Source organism: Plantibacter sp. CFBP 8804 (assembly GCF_014841225.1).
Lineage (GTDB): Bacteria > Actinomycetota > Actinomycetes > Actinomycetales > Microbacteriaceae > Plantibacter > Plantibacter auratus.
This window is the reverse complement of sequence record NZ_JACYTU010000002.1, coordinates 244595-265493: the sequence shown is the minus strand read 5'-3', so window position 1 is coordinate 265493 and position 20899 is coordinate 244595. Positions and strand designations below refer to the sequence as shown.

Sequence of the window (20899 nt, the reverse complement as noted above, 5' to 3'; positions counted from 1 at the left end):
GGAATGCCGCACTGCCCGAGAAACGTTGCTAGCTTACCCGAGTGACGCTCGACATCATGATGCCCTTCTACGGACGCTTCGACCACTTCAGGGTCGCCGTCGAAAGCGTGCTCGCCCAGACCGATCAGGACTGGAGACTCGTCATCGTCGACGACGTCTACCCGGACCTCGCACCTGGTGAGTGGGCGAGGTCGCTCGGCGATCCGAGGATCGAGGTCTTGCGCAACGCCGAGAACCTGGGGGTCAGCCGCAACTTCGACCGGTGCATCGACCTCGCCACAGCCGATCGTTGTGTGCTCATGGGCTGTGACGACGAACTCCTCCCGGACTTCGTCGCCCGCATGTCCGTCCTTGCCACCGAGTTCCCGGAAGCCGATCTGATCCAGCCGGGCGTCGAGGTGATCGACGAGGACGGACACCTCGTACGGCCGGTGGGTGACCGGGTGAAGGCGCTGCTGCGCCCCCGTGGCCCGAAACCGGAGCTGCTGTCCGGCCAACGTCTGACGACCAGCCTCCTCCGCGGCAACTGGGCGTACTTCCCGTCGGTCAGCTGGAAGGTCGCGACGGTGCGACGCTTCGGATTCCGGCACGACCTCCAAGTCGTTCAAGATCTCGCGCTCATGATGGAGATCTTCCGGAACGGCGGATCACTCGTCGTCGACGACGTTCCCGTCTTCCGGTACCGGCGACACACCGGGAGCGTGTCGTCCTACACGGCGGTCGACGGACGGCGTTTCCAACAGGAGCGTCAGGTCTTCGCCGAAGAGTCGGAGCGGCAGCGCGCACTCGGCTGGACGAAATCGGCCCGGGTCGCGCGAACACACCTCACCTCTCGCCTGAACGCGATCCTCCAGCTCCCGAAGGCACTGTCGGCGAAGGATCGCGCCGGCCTCAAAGTCCTCCGCACCCACATCCTCTCCTGACGTCCGACGCTGGTGGATCGCCACGGCTGAGTAGGATTGGCGGCATGGCCACGCTTCTCAACCGAACCCTCATCGTCATGCCTGCGCTCAACGAGGAGGCCTCGGTCGGAGACGTCGTGCGCGAGGTGCACCGGAAACTGCCCGGTGTCTCAGTGCTCGTGGTGAACGACGGCTCGACGGACGACACCACGCTCGTGGCCTCCGCCGCCGGTGCTGCGGTGATCGAGCTACCGTTCAACCTCGGGGTGGGCGGCGCGATGCGCGCCGGCTTCAAGTACGCCATCGCGAACGGCTACCGCAACGTGGTGCAGGTCGACTCCGACGGCCAGCACGACCCGGAGGGTGTCGTCCGACTCGTGGAGGAGCTCGAGACGGCCGACCTCGTGCTCGGTGCCCGATTCGCCGGCGAGGGCGACTACGAGGTGCGAGGACCGCGTAAGTGGGCGATGGTCGTGCTCTCCGGCGTACTCAGCCGGATCGCCCACACCCGCCTCTCCGACACGACGAGCGGGTTCCGCGCGACGGGACCACGCGCCGTGCGTCTCTTCGCCGAGCACTACCCCGCTGAGTACCTCGGCGACACGATCGAGTCACTCGTGATCGCCGCACGCGCCGGATGTGTCATCAGGCAGGTACCCGTCGCCATGCGTCCGCGCGCCGGTGGCACTCCGTCCCACAACCCGGTCAAGGCGGCGAAATATCTGGCGAGGGCCGGACTCGCGCTCGCCTTCGCCCTGATCCGACCGCCGGTACCGTTGAAGGGCGAAGGAGAGGTGGTGACGGCATGATGCCGCTCGGTACCTACATCCTCGGCATCGTCGGAGCGCTCCTCACCCTCGGGATCGTCATCGAGATGCTCCGCCGCCGCTCCCTGCGCGAGCGGCACGCCGTCTGGTGGCTGATCGCCGGTCTCCTGGCGCTCGTCATCGGCGTCTTCCCGCAAGTCCTCGTCTGGGCGGCTCAGCTCATCGGCGTCGAGATCCCGACCAACCTCGTCTTCTTCGTCAGCATCTTCATCCTGTTCCTCGTCAGTATCCAGCACAGTTCGGAGCTCACCACGCTCGAACAACGTTCCCGCACGCTCGCCGAGGAGAGCGCACTCCAAGACCTGCGGATCAGGGAACTGGAACGGCGACTGGGCGAGCTGCAGCGGGACGACGGGTCCCGCGAAGCCTGAGCCTCGCGATCGGCTGGTCGACGAACCACCACAACCCGTAGCCGAAGGCGACCGAGACCGCGGCGGTGCAGAGGATGCTCGGGATCCAGTCGAGTTCGGGGTTGCCGTGGATGAGCAGCTGCTGGACGGGGAAGCCGATCAGGAAGATCCCGTAGCTCGGGTCGCCGAACCGACCGAGGGAACGCAGCACCGGGATCGGGCGTGATCCGAGGTACACCAGCAGGTAGGGCACCGTCACGTGCGCGACCGGCCAGGTGAGGTCGGGGACGACGACCATCACGATGGCGAGGATCGAACCAGCCGTCAGCGCCGCCGGACCCCGCAGGGGCAGCCGCCACTCACGGATGGCCGCTCCCGCGCTGAAGAACGCCCCGACCCGCAGGATGTCGTGGGTGAAGTTGCCCCAGACGATCCCGTCCGTGTCCACGGCTTCGAGCACCGGCGCGAGCCAGCACACGACGACCATGCCCGACCAGGTCGCGGCTCGCAGGCCCCGCAGCGGAATACTCCCGACGACGGGCACGAGCAGGTACAACACGAACAGAGGGCCGATCGACCAGAGCGCGCCGTTCACGGCGACCGGGTACGGGTTCGACTCGAAGACGCCCGGGAGGACGTAGTTCGGGAGGAGCGTGAGGTTGTCGGCGAGGAACACGAGCGTCTGGGGATGGCCGAGGTATTCCCCGGGCGGCAGGGCGGTCGCCGCCAGACCGATGCCGAGGACTGTGACGAGCAGCGCGACGAACAGACCCGGGAAGACCCGCAGGACCCGGGCGGCGACGTAACGCACCAAACGGGGGCGCCGCTCCCACGCAGCTGGCAGGAGGAACCCCGACACGACGAAGAACACCCACAGACCGAGCGCGGGGAGGTCGTCCATTCCGACCGGGCCGAACGGCGAGATGGCGTCGTCGAGGACGATCAGTGAGTGCCGCACCAGGACCACGAGCGCAGCGATGATCCGCAACCCGGCGAAGCTGTTCCCGGTCACGCACGCTCTCGCGGACGGCGGAGGAGCGCGACGGCGTGGACGACGAGGCCCGTCAGCGGTCCGATGGTGAGCGCGAGCAGCGTCCGCTCATGCAGCCCGAGAGGCAGGGCGAGCGCGGCGACGAGGACGAGCGCGGCAGCGACCCAGCCGGCACTGAACGCCCCGTGCTGGGAGCGGGACAAGGTGGCGGAGCCCGTGACGCAGAGGACGCCGACCAGCCCGGCGGTCGCGATGAGCAACCCGATCGTCCCCCCGGCGAGCACCTCGTCGCGGCCGAAGAGCACGCCGAGCGCCCAGGGCCCGAGCCACCAACCGAGGAGGCCCAACAATCCGGCGGCGGCGAGGACCAGGACACCCAGTTTGACCACCCAGCTGAGGACCGCCTCGGCATGCGACCGGAAGACGATCACCAGGTAGCTCTGCAAGGCGAGGACGACGATGACGATCGGTGCGCGCGTCAAGGTGATGGCGTACGTCAGTGAACCGAACGCGTCGGGCGAGACCGTGTCGCCGGTCGCCTGGATCACGAGCGGCAGACCACTCACCATGATCCCGGTCGCGGTCGACGCCACGACCGTGCGCAAGACGTTCCAAGTGAGCGGTCTCGGGCCGACGTCGATCGTGAAGCGACCGATCACCCCGGATCGGACGAACGGCCAGAGCAGGATCGGAGTCAGGACGAACGGTGCGACGACACCCCAGGCGAGGACATGGACGTCGTCGGTCGAGAGCAACATCACCCCGACGATCGCGAAGCGCAGGACGCCGTCGACGATGGTGAACGCTGCCACGGACGTCCACATGGCCAGTCCATACAAGACGCCGGCGGTGGCTGCCACGATCACGTAGGCCGAGAGGCCGATCACGAGCGGCAGGACGAGCGACCATCCGTCATCCGGGAACACCGTGCCGACCCACAACCAGGCGGACGCAGTGACCACCGCTGCGACGAGCACAGCCGCGACCACGGCGAAGTTGCGCACGACGGGCGCGCGCCTCGGAGCCGTCGCGGCACGGGTATCGACCGGACGCGATGCTCTGGCAACCTCCTGTTGCACACCGGAGAGCGCGCTGACCAACAGGTACAGCGCAGACCAGAACACGGAGAAGGGGGCGTACAGGGCGGTTCCGAGTGCCGCACCGGCGAGGAGCTGGAGGACGTATCCGGCACCGCCACCGATCGCGGTCGCAGCGAGGATGAGGACGGCCCCGTTCGGCCCGCGGCGTGCTGCTGCCGGGGGCGGAACGTCGCTAGCGCCGGAAATCCGAGCCTCCGTACCGCGCGGTCGGATCGAGGGGCGGGACACGCATGAGGTCGTCCCTTCATCTCGGAGCATGGCCCTCCGATCGTACAAGACGGTCGGCGGTTACCAGTCGCCCGAGGGCCGTACGGACCCCGAGACGGCTTCGGGCTCGCCGTGTCCGGGGCGGGCCTCGCGAACCGCCCTCCGGTCACCGGCCGCCCAGGCATGCCGACGGTAGGATGACTGACGGCTGCGATTCCGCGCGCGGACGGCGCCGCCGTTCGCTCGCCACCGATTGGACCGGACCTCCATGGCCTCGCCCCTCACCTCGTCCCCGACCTCGATGGAGACGACGCACCGTTGGGAGCAGCGTCGCTGGCTCACCTTCCTGGTCGCATTCATCGCCGTCCTCGTGCCGAGCATGCTCTGGGCGCTGGCCTCTCCGATCGGCTCGGTCCCGGATGAACCGTCCCACGCGATCAAGGCGGCAGCTGTGGCCCGCGGAGAACTTGTACCCGGCCCCTGGGCCGGAAACCCGACCCTGACGGCCGCGACCGTCCCCGAGAACATCGCGAACGCTCACGACCTCGTCTGTTTCGCATTCAAACCCGAGGTCACCGCCGACTGTCAGCTCCCGGTCCGCAACACCGACCAGACGCTCGTCACGACCGGCACGTCCGCAGGGCTCAACAGTCCCGTCTTCTACGTACTCGTCGGCTGGCCGTCATTGTTCCTCACCGGCGACGCCGCCTTCTTCGGCATGCGGATCGCCGGCGCGGTCCTCTGCGCGATGGCACTGGGGATCATGTTCATGCAGTTGACCCTGCTCCCCCGATTCCGATGGGCGGTCGCGGGAGCAGCAATCGCGGTCACCCCGATGGTCGTCTACCTCGCGGGGTCGATCAACCCCAACGGTCTCGAGGTCGCGGCCGCCGGTGGGCTCTTCGCCACCCTGCTCGCCACGTTCCGAGGGCGGCAGGTCGGCCGCCGCCTCGTCGAGCAAGCCGGCTTCGCGCTGCTCACCGCGTCATTCCTGATCAGCACGAGGAGCATCTCGCTGCTCTGGTTGCTCGTGATCGCCCTCGTCGCCATGCTGCTCGGCGAGCGCGACCGGATCCTGCGTCTGTTCCGCACGCCGATCGCATGGGCGCTCGTCCTCGCGCTCGGGGTCGTCGGGATCGCCTCGGTGCTCTGGTACCTGAACCCGCCGACCCTCGCCGCGCAGACGCCTCCCTCCGCGGTCAGCCCGGTGAGCCTCGCGTTCGTGTTCCTGTTCACCGAGCTCCAGACCGTCGATTTCCTGTTCGGGATGGTCGGCGTGTTCGGCTGGGTCGACACGAGCGCTCCATCGCTGACGATCGCCGCCTGGACGAGCTGTATCACCCTGCTCGTGGCCGTCGCCCTGCTCTGGGGCAAACGGAGCACGAAGTGGGCGATCTGGGTGTTGCTCGCCGTCTGCATCCTGGTCCCCGGCATCACCCAGGTGGCCGTCTATGCGCAGCACGGGTTCATCTGGCAGGGCCGCTACATGCTCGCCATCTTCATCTGCCTCCTCATCGCCGCCGGTGTCGCCCTCGACGACGCCGGTCTCGGTGCAGACGGCCGGGTTCGCCACTTCGTCACCGGCGCCTACGCGTTCCTCTTCCTCGGCCATCTTCTGGCGTTCGTCATGGTCCTGCGCCGGTACATCGTCGGCGCGAACGGCAGCTTGTCGGACATGGTCTTCACTGACGGCTGGGAGCCGCCGTTCGGCTGGAAGACGCTGGCCATCATCTTCCTGGTCGATTCGGTCCTCACGGTGGTGTTGCTCAGACGCGTCTTCGTCCGCTCAGCAGGCGCGGAGATCACCCGTGACGACCAGCTGGTGACTCCCGCCGAGCGCCTTGAGACCGCGGAGATCGAGCGCTTGGAGCCCTCCCCTGTCGTGCGCACGGACACGTCCGGTTGACGAGCCCGGCCGACGCGGTCGCTCCGGATCCTGACGAACCGGCTCTGTCCCGTGGGATCGCGTTGACGTGTCGTCCTCGCCGGTGTCAGCTCGCTGGCACGACCGAGTAGATGAAGAAGGTCGACGGTCCCTGTCGAACGGTCTTCAATCGCTCGACGCATGGCTGCTGGATGTCGAACTCCGACAACACGTAGCTCACGTGCTGCTGGGCGAACGAATAGCAGGAGTCGAAGATCATCCGGATCTGGTCCTCGCTGGGATTGAACGGGTCGGGTGGTCCGTCGCCGACACCCCAAGCGATGTTCGCGAGGCGGTTCCAGGCTCGCTCACGCTCCCCGGTCGGGTCGATCTGTTTCCACATCTGCTCAGACGGAGCACCCTGCACGCCGTTGTAGGACGGTAAGCCCGATTGAAGGAGGGTGATCCCGAGGAGCGGCGTGTTTCCTGCACCGACCCAATAGCCGGGTCGCTCCGCGTCGATCTGCTGCATCGTCTTCACGAGCGTCGTCTCGTTCAGGTCGTAGACCCCGGCATAGACGGGGTTCACCCCGCCTCCCACACCGAGCATGACCAGCAGGAGCGCGGCGGACCCGAGAGCCGGCAGACGCACCGCGATCAGGACGACGGCCACGGTCGTGGCGAGCACCGCCGCGATCCAGAACCAACTCGATGTCAGCGGCGTGTGCAGCGGCACGAGGTATGCCGCAACGACACCGGATGCACCGAGGCAGAGCGCACCCGCGATCGCCGCGGTCCAGCGGGGGAATCGCGCATGACCGCTGGAGCGCCGTTCGTCGGCGCGAAGCACCGTCAAACCGATCAGCACGACAGACAGCATGCCGAACGCGAACCGCATGCGCTGCGACGGGACCCGATCGAGCATCAGCAGGTGGGCGATCGCATCCCACCCCGGCACGAACAGGTAGGCCATGAGCAGGGCGGTCAGCGCAAGCAGGAGGAGCGTCATCCAGTCGACGGGGAGACGCCGCCGGTGGCGATCCACCAGGCCCCAGAGCAGCGGAATCGCGAGGAACAGTCCCGCCAGCACGAACGTCGAGGCCTCGGACGCGTTCGCGCCGAGGGGCTGCCCCTCTGCAGGTCCGAGCCCGCGCGAGAACGGCCCGCCGAAGAGAGCCAGGAGACCTTGACCGCCGGCCGCGCCGGTGGGTTCCAGCCGAGCACCCGGGTAGACCGTCGAGGTGAAGCCTCGGATGGTGTCCAGGCGTGTGACAATCCACGCCGCGAGTACGAGGGCCGCGCCGACTCCGCCGATGAAGATCCCTCGCAACGAGGCGAGACGGCGCCACACGCCGATGGTGACGGTCGTGTCTCTGGTGAGCACCGCTCCGACGCAGAACGCCAGCGCAACGAGGGTCACCGGAAGGATGAAGGGAACGTAGACCGTCATGCCGACGGTCACCGCCACGTACCCGACGAGTACCGGCAGGATGACCTTGGGTAGGCGCCGCCGAGTTCGCAGGAGCCAGATCGTGGCCCCCATCAGCAGGAACGCCCAAGCTGCCGGCCAAAAGGTGTTCGGCCCGAACCACCACTGGAAGAACGGCGAGAAGAAGAAGCCGACCGATACCAGCCCGGCCGTGACGGGTCTGCGTGGAAGCAGCGTCACCAGGAAGAAGTAACACCCGGCGACGAGCGCGAGGGCAGGGAGCCACCACTTCACCGCCATGGCGTTGTCGAGGGGCAGGAAGGAGAACCCGAGGAGATGCGGTCGGAACGCGACTGACCAGTCGTGGCTCGGCAGGTCCTGCAGCACCGTGACGTCCGTGCCGCCCGGGAAGTTGTGGTTCTCGGTCGGAAGACCTTGCTCGACCTGCGAGATCACCCACGAGTTGTTGACCCCCCACTCGTCACTGCGAATGGCCTGCGGCGTCCCGGCGAGGAGGTTGGGGTCCGGCTTCGAGTTGTACGAAGCGTTCAGGATGCCGGAGGAGCTCCCGGTGATGCCCCCAGCGACGAGACCGAGGAAGATGACCGCCAGCGCGACGAGCGGGATGACGAGGACGCGGAGGTTGGGCAGGCCGTCGACATCCGGCTCCCATGATCTCCGGATACGCGCTGACATGGAACGAGGTACTGAAGGAGTCATGGCCTGTCCAGCGTACCCGCTGACCACGGCTGGGGCGGGCGACAGGCTCGTCGCCCGCCCCTCACGCGACTGGACCGTCGGCGAACAGCCCGGCGAACGGGTAGTTCACGTCGAGGTAGTTGGACGAGGTCCCGCCCAACTCCGCGAAGCGGGCCATCGAGGAGATCGGTCGCTTCGTCCCGGCATCCAGATAGTAGATCGTGCCGTTCGGCGTCCGCATGAACCTGCCGGCATCGTTCCCGATGGGGCGAGGCTGACAGTTGATCGCGGACAAGGTCACGTAGGTGACTGCCGGGTAGAGCGCCTTGAGTTCGGGCGTCAGCTTGTGCATCTTGCCACCCGCCGAGACGTAGTCCACGCCATTGCACGTCACGCCGTACTGGAGGTTCGGCGAAGTGGCGTAGGCGTCGAGCTGTGCCTGTGGGATGAAGTCGACACCCGAGATACCGATCGCGTTGGTGTACTCGAAGCTGGACACGGGCACCTTGGTCTTCGTGCCGTCGATCAGGAAGACCGCTGCGCTCTCAGGCGAGCGGACGAGGGTTCCCGGCGCCAGCACCGGGTTGCCCTGCGGTACCTGGCCGAGGACGTTCGGCGCGACGCTGATCCACGACGGCGACGTGGTGTTCTGCGTCGAGGTCAAGGCCAACCACGACGCGAACGGCCGGAGTATGCCGTCGGCGACCAGGTACACGGCGCCGGTGTTGCCGGTCACGGTGCTGCCCTCTCCGATGGTCCCCAGCGCAGGGTAGCTGTTCACGAAGTCCTGCGAGGCGGGCACGGTCGCGATCGGAGTTCCGACACTCCACGCATAGCGCCCATCCGTGCTCAGCACCTGAGCGGCCCCACCCGGCGCCGCGACGGCACCCGGGAACGTCCCGCCGGTGACGACCCGATCGTAGTTCCGAGGCCAGAGCGCGCTGCCCGACTTCGCGGGGAGTCCGAGCGAAACCGTTGCGTTTCCCTGCACCGGGTACTTCGTGGCGCCCGAGACGAACGAGTACCCACCCGTTCCGCGGCTGCCCAGATAGATCGAGTCGCGCAGGATCGGCGCTCCGTCCGCGAGGTTCGCGACTCCGGCCTCGGTCAGGACGATCAGGTCGGCGGGGATGCCGGCGAGAGCCTGCGCGGTCGCATCGACGATCTCGCGCTTGGTACCACGAGTGACGTAGTACCGGGCGCCTGCCGTGGTGGCGTACACCGGCGTCACCCTGGCCGCCGGTTCCACGAACAGGGCGATCTGTGCATCGGTGAGCTGGGTGTATCCGGCTGTCGTGCAGGACCCGCCGTAATCGAGCACCATCTCACAACTCGTGAAGCCGACCCTGAGTCCGGCGTCGACGAGGTAGATCGCCCCACTCGGTGCTCGGACGATGCGTGTCGCGTTCCCAACCGTCGTGTAGCGGTCGAGGTAGGCCTGCGACACGGTCGCGACGCCGCCGAGGGAGGCGAAGGCGGAGAGCGTCGCCTGGTCGGGAACGTAGTACTTCTGGTCGCCTGCGACCAGGTAGATCGCGGCGGAAGCCGCCGACTTCACGAGGCTGCTACCGCCCGTGGTGGAGCCGAACCAGTCGGTGTAGAGCCGCCAGAAGTTGCGGTTGCCGTAGGCGCCGCAGCCGTCGCCCGAGCCGTAGAGGTTGGCGAGAGCCGACGCGTTCGGCTGATACGGCGTGTAGTTGTACAGTCCGGCCGTCGCGTAGTTCTGGATGAACACCGAGCTCGAGCCGCACGCAGCGTTCGGGTTGTATCGAACCGCGTTGATCCGGCCCGGCACGTGATTCCAACGCGTCGGGTTGGCCTGATAGTTCTTGAACTGCAGCGCGGCCGCGTAGACCTGGTTGAAGAACCCGTAGTAGTTGGTATCGCAGTCGGCGGTGTCGGGGCAGCCGTAGCCCATCGCTGAACGGTACTGACGCGCGCTCGGCCAGTCGTCGGTGATGAGACTCTGCTCCTTCTCCAGCATCACGATGAGGACCTTTTGACTGATTCCGCAGGCCGCACCCACCTTCGCGATGATGCTCGCAGCAGACTCGCGCCCGGAACCCGCATACGCCGCGCAGCGACCGGCGACGGCGGCTCGGCTGGCCGTGGCCTCGGCGAAGTCTTTGAGACAGGTGTACCCAGCTCGACATCCGGGCCGCGCTGCGTTGAGGAAGTTCTGCACCTCGCCGGCGTTCATGGTGCCGCCGTCGTAGAACAGCGAGTCGCTGATGATGTTCCCCGCCTGGAAGTCCCGGCCGTCAGCGGCGGAAGCGCTCGGTGCGGCGACGGGGGCGATGGTCAAGACGCCGGCGATCAGGGCGATCGCGGCAAGGATCGCGGGAAAACGCAAGCGCCTCATGGCACCTCCACGGTGAGAGCGGTCGAGACCAGGGTGTCGATCGAATCGGATGAATAACTGAGGACGACCGACCAGGTGCCGGACGGGAGCTGGGCGAGCGGGACCTGGACGGTCCCGCAGGACGTGGTGCTGGAGTCGGCGACACCCTCGCTGGACACCGCGACGGGCGCGGCCGTGCCGGTGAAGGTGAACGTGCACGCGCCACCGTTCTCGAGGACGCCCTGGATGTAACCGCCTGCGGACACGTTGACCCCGTCGACGTCGACGCCGACGTAACTGACGACCGCATCGGCGGTCACGGGGCTGGGCGTCTCGGTCTTCTCCGGCGGCGGGGTGACCCCTGGTGCGATGCTCGTGGCGCTTCCGGATGGCTTCGGGCCCGTTCCCGGGTCGGTGCATCCACTGAGGAGACCGAGCACGGCGGCGACCACGGCCACACGCACTACGACGGTCCTTCGTCCAGCCGCCATCGTCTCCCCGATCATCTCGCAGGGCGGTTACCCCCGTTCAGGGTAGCGGTACCTGTGAGGTCAATGCGACACATGAGGTTATCGGCGTGGCTGAGGGAGAATCCAGCGAACAGGTGCTGGCTTCCTCAGGCGGAACGCTCGAGCTCCTCATAGGTCGCCCTGACGCCGTCGTCGAGCGCGATCGTCGGGGGTTCACCGAACTCGGCCACGTAGCGGGCCACGTCGAGCACCACCCGATCGACGAAGGTCGCCGGCGCAGGCCGATCCTCGATGGCGAAGTCGATTCCGGTGACGCGGCGGAGCGATTCGAAGACCTCGTTCACCGAGTACCCCCGCCCGCTGCCGATGTTGTAGAGGTCGTGTTCGCGATCACGTCCGACCACATTGGTGATCATCCGGACGGCGTCCGTCACGTAGATGTAGTCGCGGACCATCGATCCGTCACCCAACCGCACCGTCGTCTCGCCGTTGACCACCTGGCGGAGCGCGATGGGGATCAGTCCCTGCTTCTTGTGGGGGTGCTGCCGCGTGCCGTACGGGTTGGATATCCGGAAGCTCGTGGAGTCGAGGCCGTGCATGGTGCGGAAGTAGTGCAGGTAGTGCTCGATCGTGAGCTTGCCGATGCCGTACGGCGAGACCGGGAGCGCCCGGTCGTTCTCGGCGTAGCTCGCCTTGCCCTGCGGACCGTAGATCGCCCCGCCGGTCGAGGCGAAGTAGAAGTGTCCGACGCCGGCTGCCGAACTCGACTCGAGCAGCTCGACGGTCTGGGCCACGTTCGTCCGGATGTCGAGCGTGGGATCAGCCTCGGCGGTAGCCGGGTTCGTGGTCGAAAGGAAGTGGAAGACGTGGTCGCGACCTCGTACCGCGCTGTCGAGGTCCGTGCGACTCAGGAACTCACCACGGATGACCTCCACACCCGAACTGCTGAAGCTCGGCTCGCCGCCACCGCTGAAACGGTCGAATGCGGCGACCTCGTGTCCGTCGGCCACCAGGGCGTCCACCAGATGGGATCCGATGAAACCGTTCGCCCCGATGACGAGTGCTCTAGCCACGCATGGCCCGTTCGAACGCCTCGACGAACTGGCGGCCGCTGTCGGCCCAGGTGGTGTGCTCCAACGATTCGGACATCGCGACCGAGCGTTCGGCGGCGTCCGGACGATCGACCACCTCGACGAGACGGTCCGCGATCGCGCCGGGCGCCGGGAGCACGTACTCGATGTAGGGGTTGTCGGAGACGAGCCGATTGTTGGGAGCATCGTTCACCACCGGCGCCACACCGGCGGCGATGAGCTCGAGCGGGAGCAACGACATGTTCGAGAGCGACAGCACCAGGCCTGCAGCGCACCGGTTGTAGATCGGGTTGAGTTCGGAGATCTCGAGTCCGGACAGGTTCTCGTACGGGAAAGGGATGTCCCAGTCGGAGACGTCCCATCCGGCCATGTTGATCGTGTACTCGGGACGCTGCTTCGCGAACTCGGCGAGCGCCAGGACACCGAGTTCGAACGCGCGACGCGGAGTGACCGGCCGTGCGTAGAAGAAGATCTCCTTGCGCGGCCCCGTGTTCGTGACGGAATAGTGCTTGCGCTCGACGGAGAAGTCGAAGTGGTCCGTCGGCATGCCGTACTCGTCGTGCAGCTTCTTGGAGAGCCAGCCGCCGGCGGTGATGCCGTGGAACCCGAAGTGGTAGGTGTTCTCGGCGAGGATCGCCTCCGTGCCCGCAGCGTAGAACGCCGGTTCGAAGTCCTGCACGAAGTAGAAGCGACGTGCGTCGCTGGCGTCGGTGAACGCGGGGTACGCGGTTTCCCAACCGGTCGCGAAGAGCGCGTCGATGCCGGGACCGACACCGAGCTCAGGGTCGTAGTTGTGGAAGTCAGCCTTCAGGACCGGGTAGGCCGGCGACTGGTCGAGCATCCGACGCATGTCCTTGAGGTCGACCACCACGCCGATGCTGTTGTAGAAGTGGACGCTGCATGTGTGTCCGGCGCGCTCCGCGAAGTCGATGAAGCGGAAGAGGTTCTGGTGCCCGCCGCTCGTCGCGCTGGGCGGCGACATGATCCATGCAATGTGCGACTTCCGGTCGGTGACGACGACAGGGTTCTGCAGCTGCGGACCCGGCTTCGTCCAGTCGACCGCGATCGCGTCGGACACCTTGACGGGGAGGTAGATCGTCTTTCCGGCGACGCGCGCCCGGAGGTTCATCTGGACCCGTCGCCAGAAGTGGCGCGGTCCGTCGTTCTTGAGGACATCGAGGGCGACGCTGACTTTCCGAAGGAAGGATCTCATAATTCTCTCTCTGTCACCTAGACAGGGTACGGCCAGAACCCGGGCTGGTGCATCTTGTGCTCCCAGCGCCCCCAGGCGGTCTGCACTTCGTAGTGGCGGACCCGCGCGTCGCGGGTCTTCGATTCGTAGTGGTAGAGCTCTGCATGGGGCGTCCACAGGATGTCGTAGCCCTGCTCGAGCACCTTCAGGCACAGGTCGACGTCGTTGAAGGCGCCGGGGAGCAGGGTGGTCATCCCACCGACCTCGAGGTAGACGGAGCGCGGCATCATGGCACAGGCCGCGGTAATGCCGACGACCTCGCGCTCGACCCGGTAGCCGTTCGTGGGGCCCGCGGTGCCGCGGGGCAGCTGCATCCCGACATGGATGGTGTCGCCGCGCCAGTAGTGGTGACCGGCGTGCTGGATGGTGTCGTCCTCGTAATACAGCATGCAGCCGGACATCCCGGCGTTCGGCAGCTGCGCCAGCGCGAGCAGATCCTCGATCCAGTTCGGGGTGATCACCGAGACGTCGTCGTTGAGGATGAGCACGTACTCGCCGATCGACGACAGGACCCCGAGGTTGATCTTCCCCGAGAAGTTGAACGACTCCGTCCACGGGACCAGGTGCAGACGCGACCCCGCGGTCTCGGTGATGCGCTCGACGACGCCCGCGTCCGCGACGTCGTCGATCACGACGACGAACTCGTAGCGCTCGTACGTGCTCCGCTCGACGATGCTCTCGATCGCGTCGACGAGGTAGCTCCGCGTGGAACCGGGAAGGTACTGGCCGCGAGTGGGGATCACGATCGACACGAGCGGTTCGCCCTGGACGGCGCGGACCGTGTGGTGGACGCCGTCGGTGCCGATCTCGAGCACGGAGCCGCCACCAGTGGCGGCCAGGTGCTCTTCGAGCGCGCGCCGGACGCCCTCTGCCGCTTCCACGCCGAAGTCGCCGAGCGCTCCTGCTCCGCTCGGGACGAACGCCGTCGCGGCGAGGTGGCCGATGACCGCGTCGCCTCGGGTGGCACGTAGCGCGAACTCGTATGCGTGGGCACCGGCGTACCCGATGCCGAACCCGCCGAGCCGCTCGAGCGTCTCACGACGCACGAGCACCAGGTCTCCCCAGAAGTACTGGTTGCGCAGGCGTTCTGCGGCCGGCTCAGGCTTGAGGACCGGATCAAGGGATCCGTCCGGCAGGACGACCGCCTCGTCGGTGTAGAGCACCTCGGTGTCGGGATGCTCGTCGATGAACGTCCGGATCGTGTCGAGGGCGCCGTCGACGAGGATCCCGGGACGGGAGAGGACCGACACGTACGGGGTCGGCGCAGCCTGCACGGCAGCGTTCAGGGCGTCGATGTCGCCGTCGACGACCGTCGCCACCTCGGCCCGAGTACCGACCGAGGAGCGGAACGACTCGGCGTCAGCAGCGGTGAGGCCGGACAGGATGAAGGTGAGGCCGAACGGTGCGGCGTCCGTGTGGGTGACCGCCACGGATCAGGCCCGGTTCCGGGAGACGACCCGCAGTGGCGCCAGGACGGCCCTGCCGGCTTTCCAGGTCCGCGTGCCGTGGACGGCTTCCAGCTGCTGCCTGAGGCCTGCGTTCTCACGCTCGAGCGCCTCGAACTGCTCGCGACCGGGGTTGTTGTAGACGGAGACCCTCGCGAGCTCGGCCTCGAGCCCGATGACGCGGTCGATGAGCTCGAGAACGCGCCGGTCCGCAGCGATCTGTTCAGGAGTCGGACGGTCAGCTGACATGGAAAGGGCCTCGCTCTGCGTCTGCCGGATGAACTGGTCGAGTGTAGCACCGGGCTCCGAGGCCAGCTCGGGGGCGACGTTCAGGAATCCGGCGCACCCCTCAGCGTCGCCGGAGGACGCCGACTGCTTTGCGCAGCGGCGAGGTGAGTCGCCACGAGGTGCTCGTGCGAATGGCGTCGAGCTCGCCGACCGCGACGGCTCGGCTCGCATCGGCGGCCTCGGCCTCCGCGCGGAGCGAGGCACGCTCGACCTCCGCGAGGTGCAACTGGTTCCGGTAGTCGAGATCGCGCTCGTAGTGCGCGGACACCTGCTTGCCGAGCCAGTGGTAGTCGCTCTCGATCTGCGGCCCGTCGGACTGCGCCGCCTGGAAGAACTCCACGACCGGCGCCGGGAGATCGGCACCCACGCCGATGACCCCGAGGCCGTGGCCGTGCTCGAACTGGAAGCTCCGCTCCGGGAACTGCGCAGCGAGCTCCGCCCACAAGCGGTGCACGCCGAAGCCGCGATCGAACTCGAAGGTGTCGTGGAACATGACGACGCCGCGCGCTGAGAGCTTGGGAGCGTACGCCGTCCAATCCTCAAGCGCGTCCTCGTACCCGTGGCGCCCGTCGATGTGGAGGAGGTCGACCGAGCCGTCCGGGATCCGGTCGACGCTGTCGCTGAAGTACCCGCGGAGCAGGGTCGCGATCCGCGGGTACTCCGCGTCACGGATCGCGAGGACCGACTGGTAGACGTCCTCGCCGTAGAAGCCCGCCTGGTCGTCGCCCTCCCAGCTGTCGAGTGCCGAGCACGCGGTGTCGAGACCGAGCCGGGTCACGGCGTCGCAGGCGGTGAAGAAGGAGAAGCCGTTGTGCGTGCCGAGCTCGACGTAGCTGGAGGGCCGGAGCGCGTCGATCATCCAGAAGGCGAACGGCGCGTGCTCGAGCCAGGCCGACTGCACGATGTGTCGAGGCATCCAATAGGAGGCGTGGCTGATCCAGGCGGACCCGACCACCGGGTCTTCTCGGCGTGCAGATGCTCGGTCATCGAGGGTCATGGGGCTCCTTGTACGGATGAGGTCGGAACGTCGGCGTGATCTTCAGGAAAGCTACGGTAGATTGACGTGGTTCACGTCGAAGCACTCCCGAACGCACAATCGAGGCTCAATGCAGTATCTCAGGGAACTGGCATCCGCCAGGGAACTCCTGGCGAATCTCACTCTCCGAGACATCCGCGGTCAGTACAAGCGGACCATCCTCGGACGCCTGTGGTCGCTCGTCAGTCCACTCTCGTCGATGCTGGTCTACTCCTTCGTCTTCTACTTCCTGTTGCGCGCGGAGCCTGCCGCCGGTGACCCGAGCGGACTCCACATCTTCGCCGTCTGGCTGTTGTGCGGGCTGCTCCCCTGGTCCTTCTTCTCCGGGGCGCTGTCCGCGAGCATGAGCTCCATCGTCGGCGGCGCCGGACTGATCACCAAGGTGTACTTCCCTCGCGTCGTGCTCCCGGTCTCAGCGGTCCTGACGACCGGCTACAACTGGTTGTTCGAGATGGCGGTCCTCGTCATCGTCCTCTGCGCCGTCGGTGGCTGGGGCGTCATCGTCTGGCTTCCGCTCGTCGCTGTGTTCATGGTGGTTCTCGCCGCCTTCGCAGTGGGCGTCGGCATGCTGCTGGCCATCGCGAACGTCTACTTCCGCGACACGCAGCACTTGATCTCGATCCTGCTGCAGATCTGGATGTACCTCACCCCGATCATCTACCCTGCGTCGCTCGTGGGCGTGCAGTCGGACAAGGTCGGCGGCCTGCTGGGCACCCCGATCACCGTGATGGACATCTACGAGTCCAACCCGATGTTCCACTTCGTGCAGGTCTTCCGGAACCTCATGTACGACCAACGCTGGCCCGACCCCGCCGATGTCCTGGCGTGCCTCGCCTGGGCGCTCGTCGCCCTGGTCGCCGGCTTCCTCGTATTCACCCGAAAAGAGAAGAGACTGGCGGAGATCCTATGAGTGAGATCGCGGTCCACGTCCAGGACGTGAGCAAGAAGTTCCGCCTCTATCACGAGCGCAATCAGAGCATCAAGTCCGCCATCATGCGACGGAAGGTGTCCGTCCACGAGGACTTCTGGGCGCTTCGCGACATCACGTTCGATGTGCCGACGGGGTCGACCTTCGGGTTGATCGGGAGCAACGGGTCCGGCAAGTCGACCCTGCTGAAGTGCCTCGCGAAGATCCTGTACCCGGAGACGGGCACGATCACCGCGAACGGCAAGGTCGCAGCGCTCCTCGAGGTCGGTTCCGGATTCCATCCCGAGCTCTCGGGTCGTGAGAACGTCTTCCTCAACGGATCGATCCTCGGCATGAGCCGCAAGGAGATCCAGCGCAAGTTCGACGAGATCGTCGACTTCTCCGGCGTCGAGCAGTTCATCGACCAGCCGGTGAAGAACTACTCCTCGGGCATGTACGTGCGGCTCGGGTTCGCCGTCGCCATCAACGTCGACCCCGACATCCTGGTCGTCGATGAGGTGCTCGCCGTCGGTGACGCCGAGTTCCAGCAGAAGTGCTTCCAGAAGTTCGAAGACTTCAAGGCCGCCGGCAAGACCGTGATCCTCGTGTCCCACTCGATGGGCTCCGTGAAGACGATGTGCGACCACGCCGCCTGGATCAACAAGGGTCACCTCGAGCTGGTGGGCGAGATCGATCCGGTCATCGCCGCCTACGAGAGCTCTTACCCGCACCAGCCGTAGTCGGCTCTCAGGTTTCATCCGCTGAGCGTCGCCCCCTCGGGCGGCGCTCAGCGTCGTCTCTGGCGGCGCCGGGCGATCAGCAGCTCGGCGGCGATGAGTAGCACGGTGACACCGAGCGCCGCGAGCGAGACGAGGGTCCCGGTCTCGAGGCCAGGGACGGTGTACTGCACACGCACGTCGTGGGTGCCTGCGGGGACGCGCACCGCTGCTCCGGCATGCTCCGCCGGCACGAGCGCCGCAGGCTCACCGTCGATCGTGGCCGACCAGCCCGGACGGCGGAGCGAGTCGTCGATGACGAGCCATCCTGCACGATCCGAGGTCGTCCGAGCGGACACCGCCGCAGGATCGTCCTCGGTCGGGGCGAGGTCGACGGTGGCGGAGGACTCCTCGTCCTCCTGCGCCGGAACGGCCTTCTCCAGGTCCTCGTCACGTTCCAGCAGGACGGTCGTCGGTGGGATCGCGCCCTCGGCGAGAAGGCTCAGCCTCCGGTCCGCGTCGGTCTCCACAATGGCGCTGTCGGCCCATCGGACTCGTGGGAGCGCATTGGTGCGCTCGATGATCGTCGCCTCCCCGGTCTGCACGATCCGCGCCCCGTCGTCGGCCGGGAGCGTCAGCGCGACGGCCGCTGCCGCGGGATCGTCCACCGCCGCGAAGACCTGTGCCGAGCCGCTCGACAAACGGATCTCGGCGTGCCAGGCGGTGCCGGCCGGAATGGACTCACCGGCAAGGGTGACGTTGCGCTCCCCGGAGAGGGAACGGTACCAGGTCGTCGTCGAGGCGAGGACGTCTCCGGAGACCTCGTCGACGATGTCCGCAGTCAGCTCGGCGCCGCCGCCGATCGACGCGTCGCCGTCGATCGCGAACCCGATCGTCCGGACGGGGCCGGTCCGGACCGTCGAGCGCACGGGCCCGTCACCGAGCTCGACGGTGTCGCTCGATCGATCGACGCCCTGGAACACCCCCGGCGCCGGCGCGTTGGGATCGAAGAGCATGTAGGACACACCCAGGCGGTCGAGTACCGGCGATGCGATGTTGATCGCGGCGATGCTCGACAGGAACGTCGAGTAGGTCGGCGAGATCATCGCATTCGGGTCGACCTCGCGGAGCAGATCCTGCCACTGGGCCGTCTGGTAGGCGTGCCCACCGACGGAGCGCAGCCCGTAGATCGTATTGGTCCCTGGCAACAGGGCCGCGTCGGTGTTGGCGAATCGCTGTTCGCCGAGGTGCTGCGCTAGATAGTCCGTCGTCTCCGTCGCGGGATAGAGGGTCGACTCGTCCGACCAGCCCCACCAGTGGTCCACGAGGTCGAGCGCGGGGATGAGGACGAGGAGTGGCAGGAGGCCGACCGCAGCGGCCCTGACGACGGACGGCTTGGCGAACCGCCCCAGCAGGATCAGGGCGAGGCCCGCGGCACCGAAGCCGGCCGTCGTCCAGATCGCCGCGATGATCCCACCCTCGGCCCACGCCGGGACCTCGTCCATCGCGGTCGCGGTGAGCGACGCCATGAGACCGAGGATCGCGAGCGCCGTGAGGATGCGCAGGGTGAGCTGGCGGCCGTCGAGCGCAACGCGTGCGGCCGGGAGCTCGAGCACGTCGCGTGGTGGCCGGGCCTCGGCGATGAGCGCTGCGAATCCTGCCGCGGCGAGCGTCGCCGAGAAGAATCCGACCAGCACGCGGAGGCGCCCGATCGGGTTGTTCGAGAAGACCGGAAGCTCCTGGGCGGCGGCGAGCGCCGGTCCGCCGATGTAGACCAGGACGACGCAGACCGCGAGCGCGATGATCTGGAAGCGGGCGCCTGGCAGGGCCACGGACGATCTTCGGAGCAGGAACCGCGACGCGATCAGCAACATCGCGACGATTCCCACGTAGGACAGGCGCTCGATCGGTGACCCTGAGCCGTAGGCGGTCGGGATGGACACGTCGCCGATGATCTCCGGCACGAACGCCGACACCAGGTCGATGAGCTGCAGGGAGTCGGTGGAGCTCTGGGCTCGGACGGAGAAGTCGAGCACGCTCGTCGCGTTGATGGCGAAGGGGACCATGGTCCAGGCGCAGAGCGCCACGCCGAGGACGACACCGGCGGCGCACACGGCTCCTGCCCCGACCACACGGCCGAACGAGCGTCCGGTCGTGATGGCGCGGAAGACCACCCACACGGCACCGGCGTACAGCGCGTAAGCCGTGACCGCCGGGAAACCACCGAGCAGCATGACGCCCACGACGATCGCCACCGGCACGACGTCGACCAGACGGCGCCGGACGGCCGCTCGATCGAGCGCCCAGAACAGCAGCGGGATGACCGCGGCGACCCTCGTGTGCTGCCAGTTGGTCCAAGACACCATGAAGCCGGAGGAGACGAAGACGAGGCTCGCGAGAGCCCAGGCCGGGTCGGGCAGCCGCAGTCGGCGGAGGAACAGCGACATACCGATCGTCACCGCGACGATCTCCAACAGCTTCGTCACCCCGGGAGCCGCGCTCAACGGCAGCACCCACCACGCCACCGAGAGCGGCGAGTAGAGGCCGGAGTTCGGCAGCCCTCCGAGTTCCGTGCCGCCGCCGACCCACGGGTTCCACGCCGGAGAGGTGCCCGCTCGGAGCATGTCGACGATCGCCCAGGTCTGCGGGACGACGGTGTCGACGGTGTCGCCGACGAGCGCGTTGACGACTGGTCTGGTCGGTCCGAACGCTGACTGCCACGGCGCCGCGTTCTGCAGCAGATCCGTTCCGAGGAAGGTCCCCATACCGAGGAGTGGTGGGCCGACGCTCAACAACGCGAACGTCACCAGAGCCGCCCAGGCGACGATGGATATCCAGATGCCACCCGGCCAGGGCAGGGGGCGCGACGCACGAGGAGTGGTTCGGCGCAGGGCTGTGAACACGCGGATCCTCGCAAATCAGGGGGTGGGCCCGTCCCCGGGTCCTGAACGATTATCCCCGACAACCCCCACGGGACTGAATCG

At 67.2% G+C, this 20899-nt stretch carries 17 protein-coding genes; 6 read left to right on the top strand and 11 right to left on the bottom strand.

Translation table 11 applies throughout. The annotated features are described in order from the left end of the window. Positions 1 to 41: 41 nt before the first annotated feature. From IFU11_RS06620 to IFU11_RS06610, 3 genes are read left to right on the top strand one after another with little or no spacing between them, the layout of a single operon-like run. The gene (locus tag IFU11_RS06620; RefSeq protein ID WP_137243376.1) at positions 42 to 923 is read left to right on the top strand and encodes a glycosyltransferase family 2 protein; all 882 of its coding nucleotides are present in this window, start codon (positions 42 to 44) and stop codon (positions 921 to 923) included. 44 nt (positions 924 to 967) lie between these two features. Beyond that, the gene (locus IFU11_RS06615) at positions 968 to 1711 is read left to right on the top strand and encodes a glycosyltransferase family 2 protein (RefSeq protein ID WP_191941461.1); all 744 of its coding nucleotides are present in this window, start codon (positions 968 to 970) and stop codon (positions 1709 to 1711) included. Beyond that, a complete protein-coding gene (locus tag IFU11_RS06610; RefSeq protein WP_228501983.1) occupies positions 1708 to 2100 on the top strand; it encodes a DUF2304 domain-containing protein in 393 nt (130 codons plus the stop codon). The genes IFU11_RS06615 and IFU11_RS06610 overlap by 4 nt, the downstream gene beginning before the upstream one ends. On the opposite strand, the gene IFU11_RS06605 is transcribed toward IFU11_RS06610, so the two are convergent. Both IFU11_RS06605 and IFU11_RS06600 read right to left on the bottom strand, forming a co-directional pair. Further along, the gene (locus IFU11_RS06605) at positions 2039 to 3091 is read right to left on the bottom strand and encodes an acyltransferase family protein (protein ID WP_137243378.1); all 1053 of its coding nucleotides are present in this window, start codon (positions 3089 to 3091) and stop codon (positions 2039 to 2041) included. The two genes, IFU11_RS06610 and IFU11_RS06605, sit on opposite strands and share 62 nt — an antisense overlap. Further along, the gene (locus IFU11_RS06600; protein ID WP_161578608.1) at positions 3088 to 4428 is read right to left on the bottom strand and encodes a hypothetical protein; all 1341 of its coding nucleotides are present in this window, start codon (positions 4426 to 4428) and stop codon (positions 3088 to 3090) included. The genes IFU11_RS06605 and IFU11_RS06600 overlap by 4 nt, the downstream gene beginning before the upstream one ends. Before the next feature lie 217 nt (positions 4429 to 4645). Here IFU11_RS06600 and IFU11_RS06595 point away from each other — a divergent pair, with 217 nt between their 5' ends. Continuing rightward, entirely contained in the window at positions 4646 to 6283 is a 1638-nt protein-coding gene (locus tag IFU11_RS06595; RefSeq protein ID WP_137243380.1) for a DUF2142 domain-containing protein, read from the top strand. 85 nt (positions 6284 to 6368) lie between these two features. On the opposite strand, the gene IFU11_RS06590 is transcribed toward IFU11_RS06595, so the two are convergent. The 8 genes from IFU11_RS06590 to IFU11_RS06555 all read right to left on the bottom strand — a co-directional run bounded on the left by IFU11_RS06590 (position 6369) and on the right by IFU11_RS06555 (position 16253). Further along, positions 6369 to 8366: a DUF7657 domain-containing protein gene (locus tag IFU11_RS06590; protein WP_137243381.1), complete on the bottom strand. Its 1998-nt coding sequence runs from the start codon at positions 8364 to 8366 to the stop codon at positions 6369 to 6371. Positions 8367 to 8451: 85 nt separating this feature from the next. Next, on the bottom strand, positions 8452 to 10731 hold the full coding sequence (locus tag IFU11_RS06585; RefSeq protein WP_192018510.1) for a hypothetical protein: 2280 nt from the start codon (positions 10729 to 10731) through the stop codon (positions 8452 to 8454). After that, on the bottom strand, positions 10728 to 11174 hold the full coding sequence (locus IFU11_RS06580) for a hypothetical protein (RefSeq protein WP_137243383.1): 447 nt from the start codon (positions 11172 to 11174) through the stop codon (positions 10728 to 10730). Before IFU11_RS06580 ends, IFU11_RS06585 begins: the two co-directional genes overlap by 4 nt. Positions 11175 to 11326: 152 nt before the next feature. Continuing rightward, a complete protein-coding gene (locus IFU11_RS06575) occupies positions 11327 to 12253 on the bottom strand; it encodes an NAD-dependent epimerase/dehydratase family protein (protein WP_192018509.1) in 927 nt (308 codons plus the stop codon). Continuing rightward, positions 12246 to 13484 (bottom strand): rhamnosyltransferase WsaF family glycosyltransferase, encoded by a 1239-nt coding sequence (locus IFU11_RS20200; RefSeq protein ID WP_137243385.1) that lies wholly within the window; start codon positions 13482 to 13484, stop codon positions 12246 to 12248. Before IFU11_RS20200 ends, IFU11_RS06575 begins: the two co-directional genes overlap by 8 nt. 17 nt (positions 13485 to 13501) lie before the next feature. Then, positions 13502 to 14953 carry a glycosyltransferase family 2 protein gene (locus tag IFU11_RS20725; protein WP_137243386.1) on the bottom strand — a complete coding sequence of 484 codons (1452 nt, stop codon included), beginning with the start codon at positions 14951 to 14953 and terminating at the stop codon, positions 13502 to 13504. A gap of 3 nt (positions 14954 to 14956) precedes the next feature. Continuing rightward, complete coding sequence (locus IFU11_RS06560) at positions 14957 to 15217, bottom strand: hypothetical protein (protein ID WP_192018508.1); 261 nt, start codon at positions 15215 to 15217, stop codon at positions 14957 to 14959. Positions 15218 to 15317: 100 nt separating this feature from the next. After that, positions 15318 to 16253: a class I SAM-dependent methyltransferase gene (locus tag IFU11_RS06555; protein ID WP_137243388.1), complete on the bottom strand. Its 936-nt coding sequence runs from the start codon at positions 16251 to 16253 to the stop codon at positions 15318 to 15320. Between the two features lie 109 nt (positions 16254 to 16362). Between IFU11_RS06555 and IFU11_RS06550 the strand changes: the two genes are divergently transcribed. Next, positions 16363 to 17202, top strand: coding sequence for an ABC transporter permease (locus IFU11_RS06550; RefSeq protein WP_137243389.1), 840 nt, complete (start codon positions 16363 to 16365; stop codon positions 17200 to 17202). Beyond that, on the top strand, positions 17199 to 17939 hold the full coding sequence (locus tag IFU11_RS06545; RefSeq protein ID WP_137243390.1) for an ABC transporter ATP-binding protein: 741 nt from the start codon (positions 17199 to 17201) through the stop codon (positions 17937 to 17939). The genes IFU11_RS06550 and IFU11_RS06545 overlap by 4 nt, the downstream gene beginning before the upstream one ends. Positions 17940 to 17986: 47 nt before the next feature. Here IFU11_RS06545 and IFU11_RS06540 read toward each other — a convergent pair whose 3' ends face one another. Further along, entirely contained in the window at positions 17987 to 20818 is a 2832-nt protein-coding gene (locus IFU11_RS06540) for a hypothetical protein (RefSeq protein WP_192018507.1), read from the bottom strand. Positions 20819 to 20899: the final 81 nt, after the last annotated feature.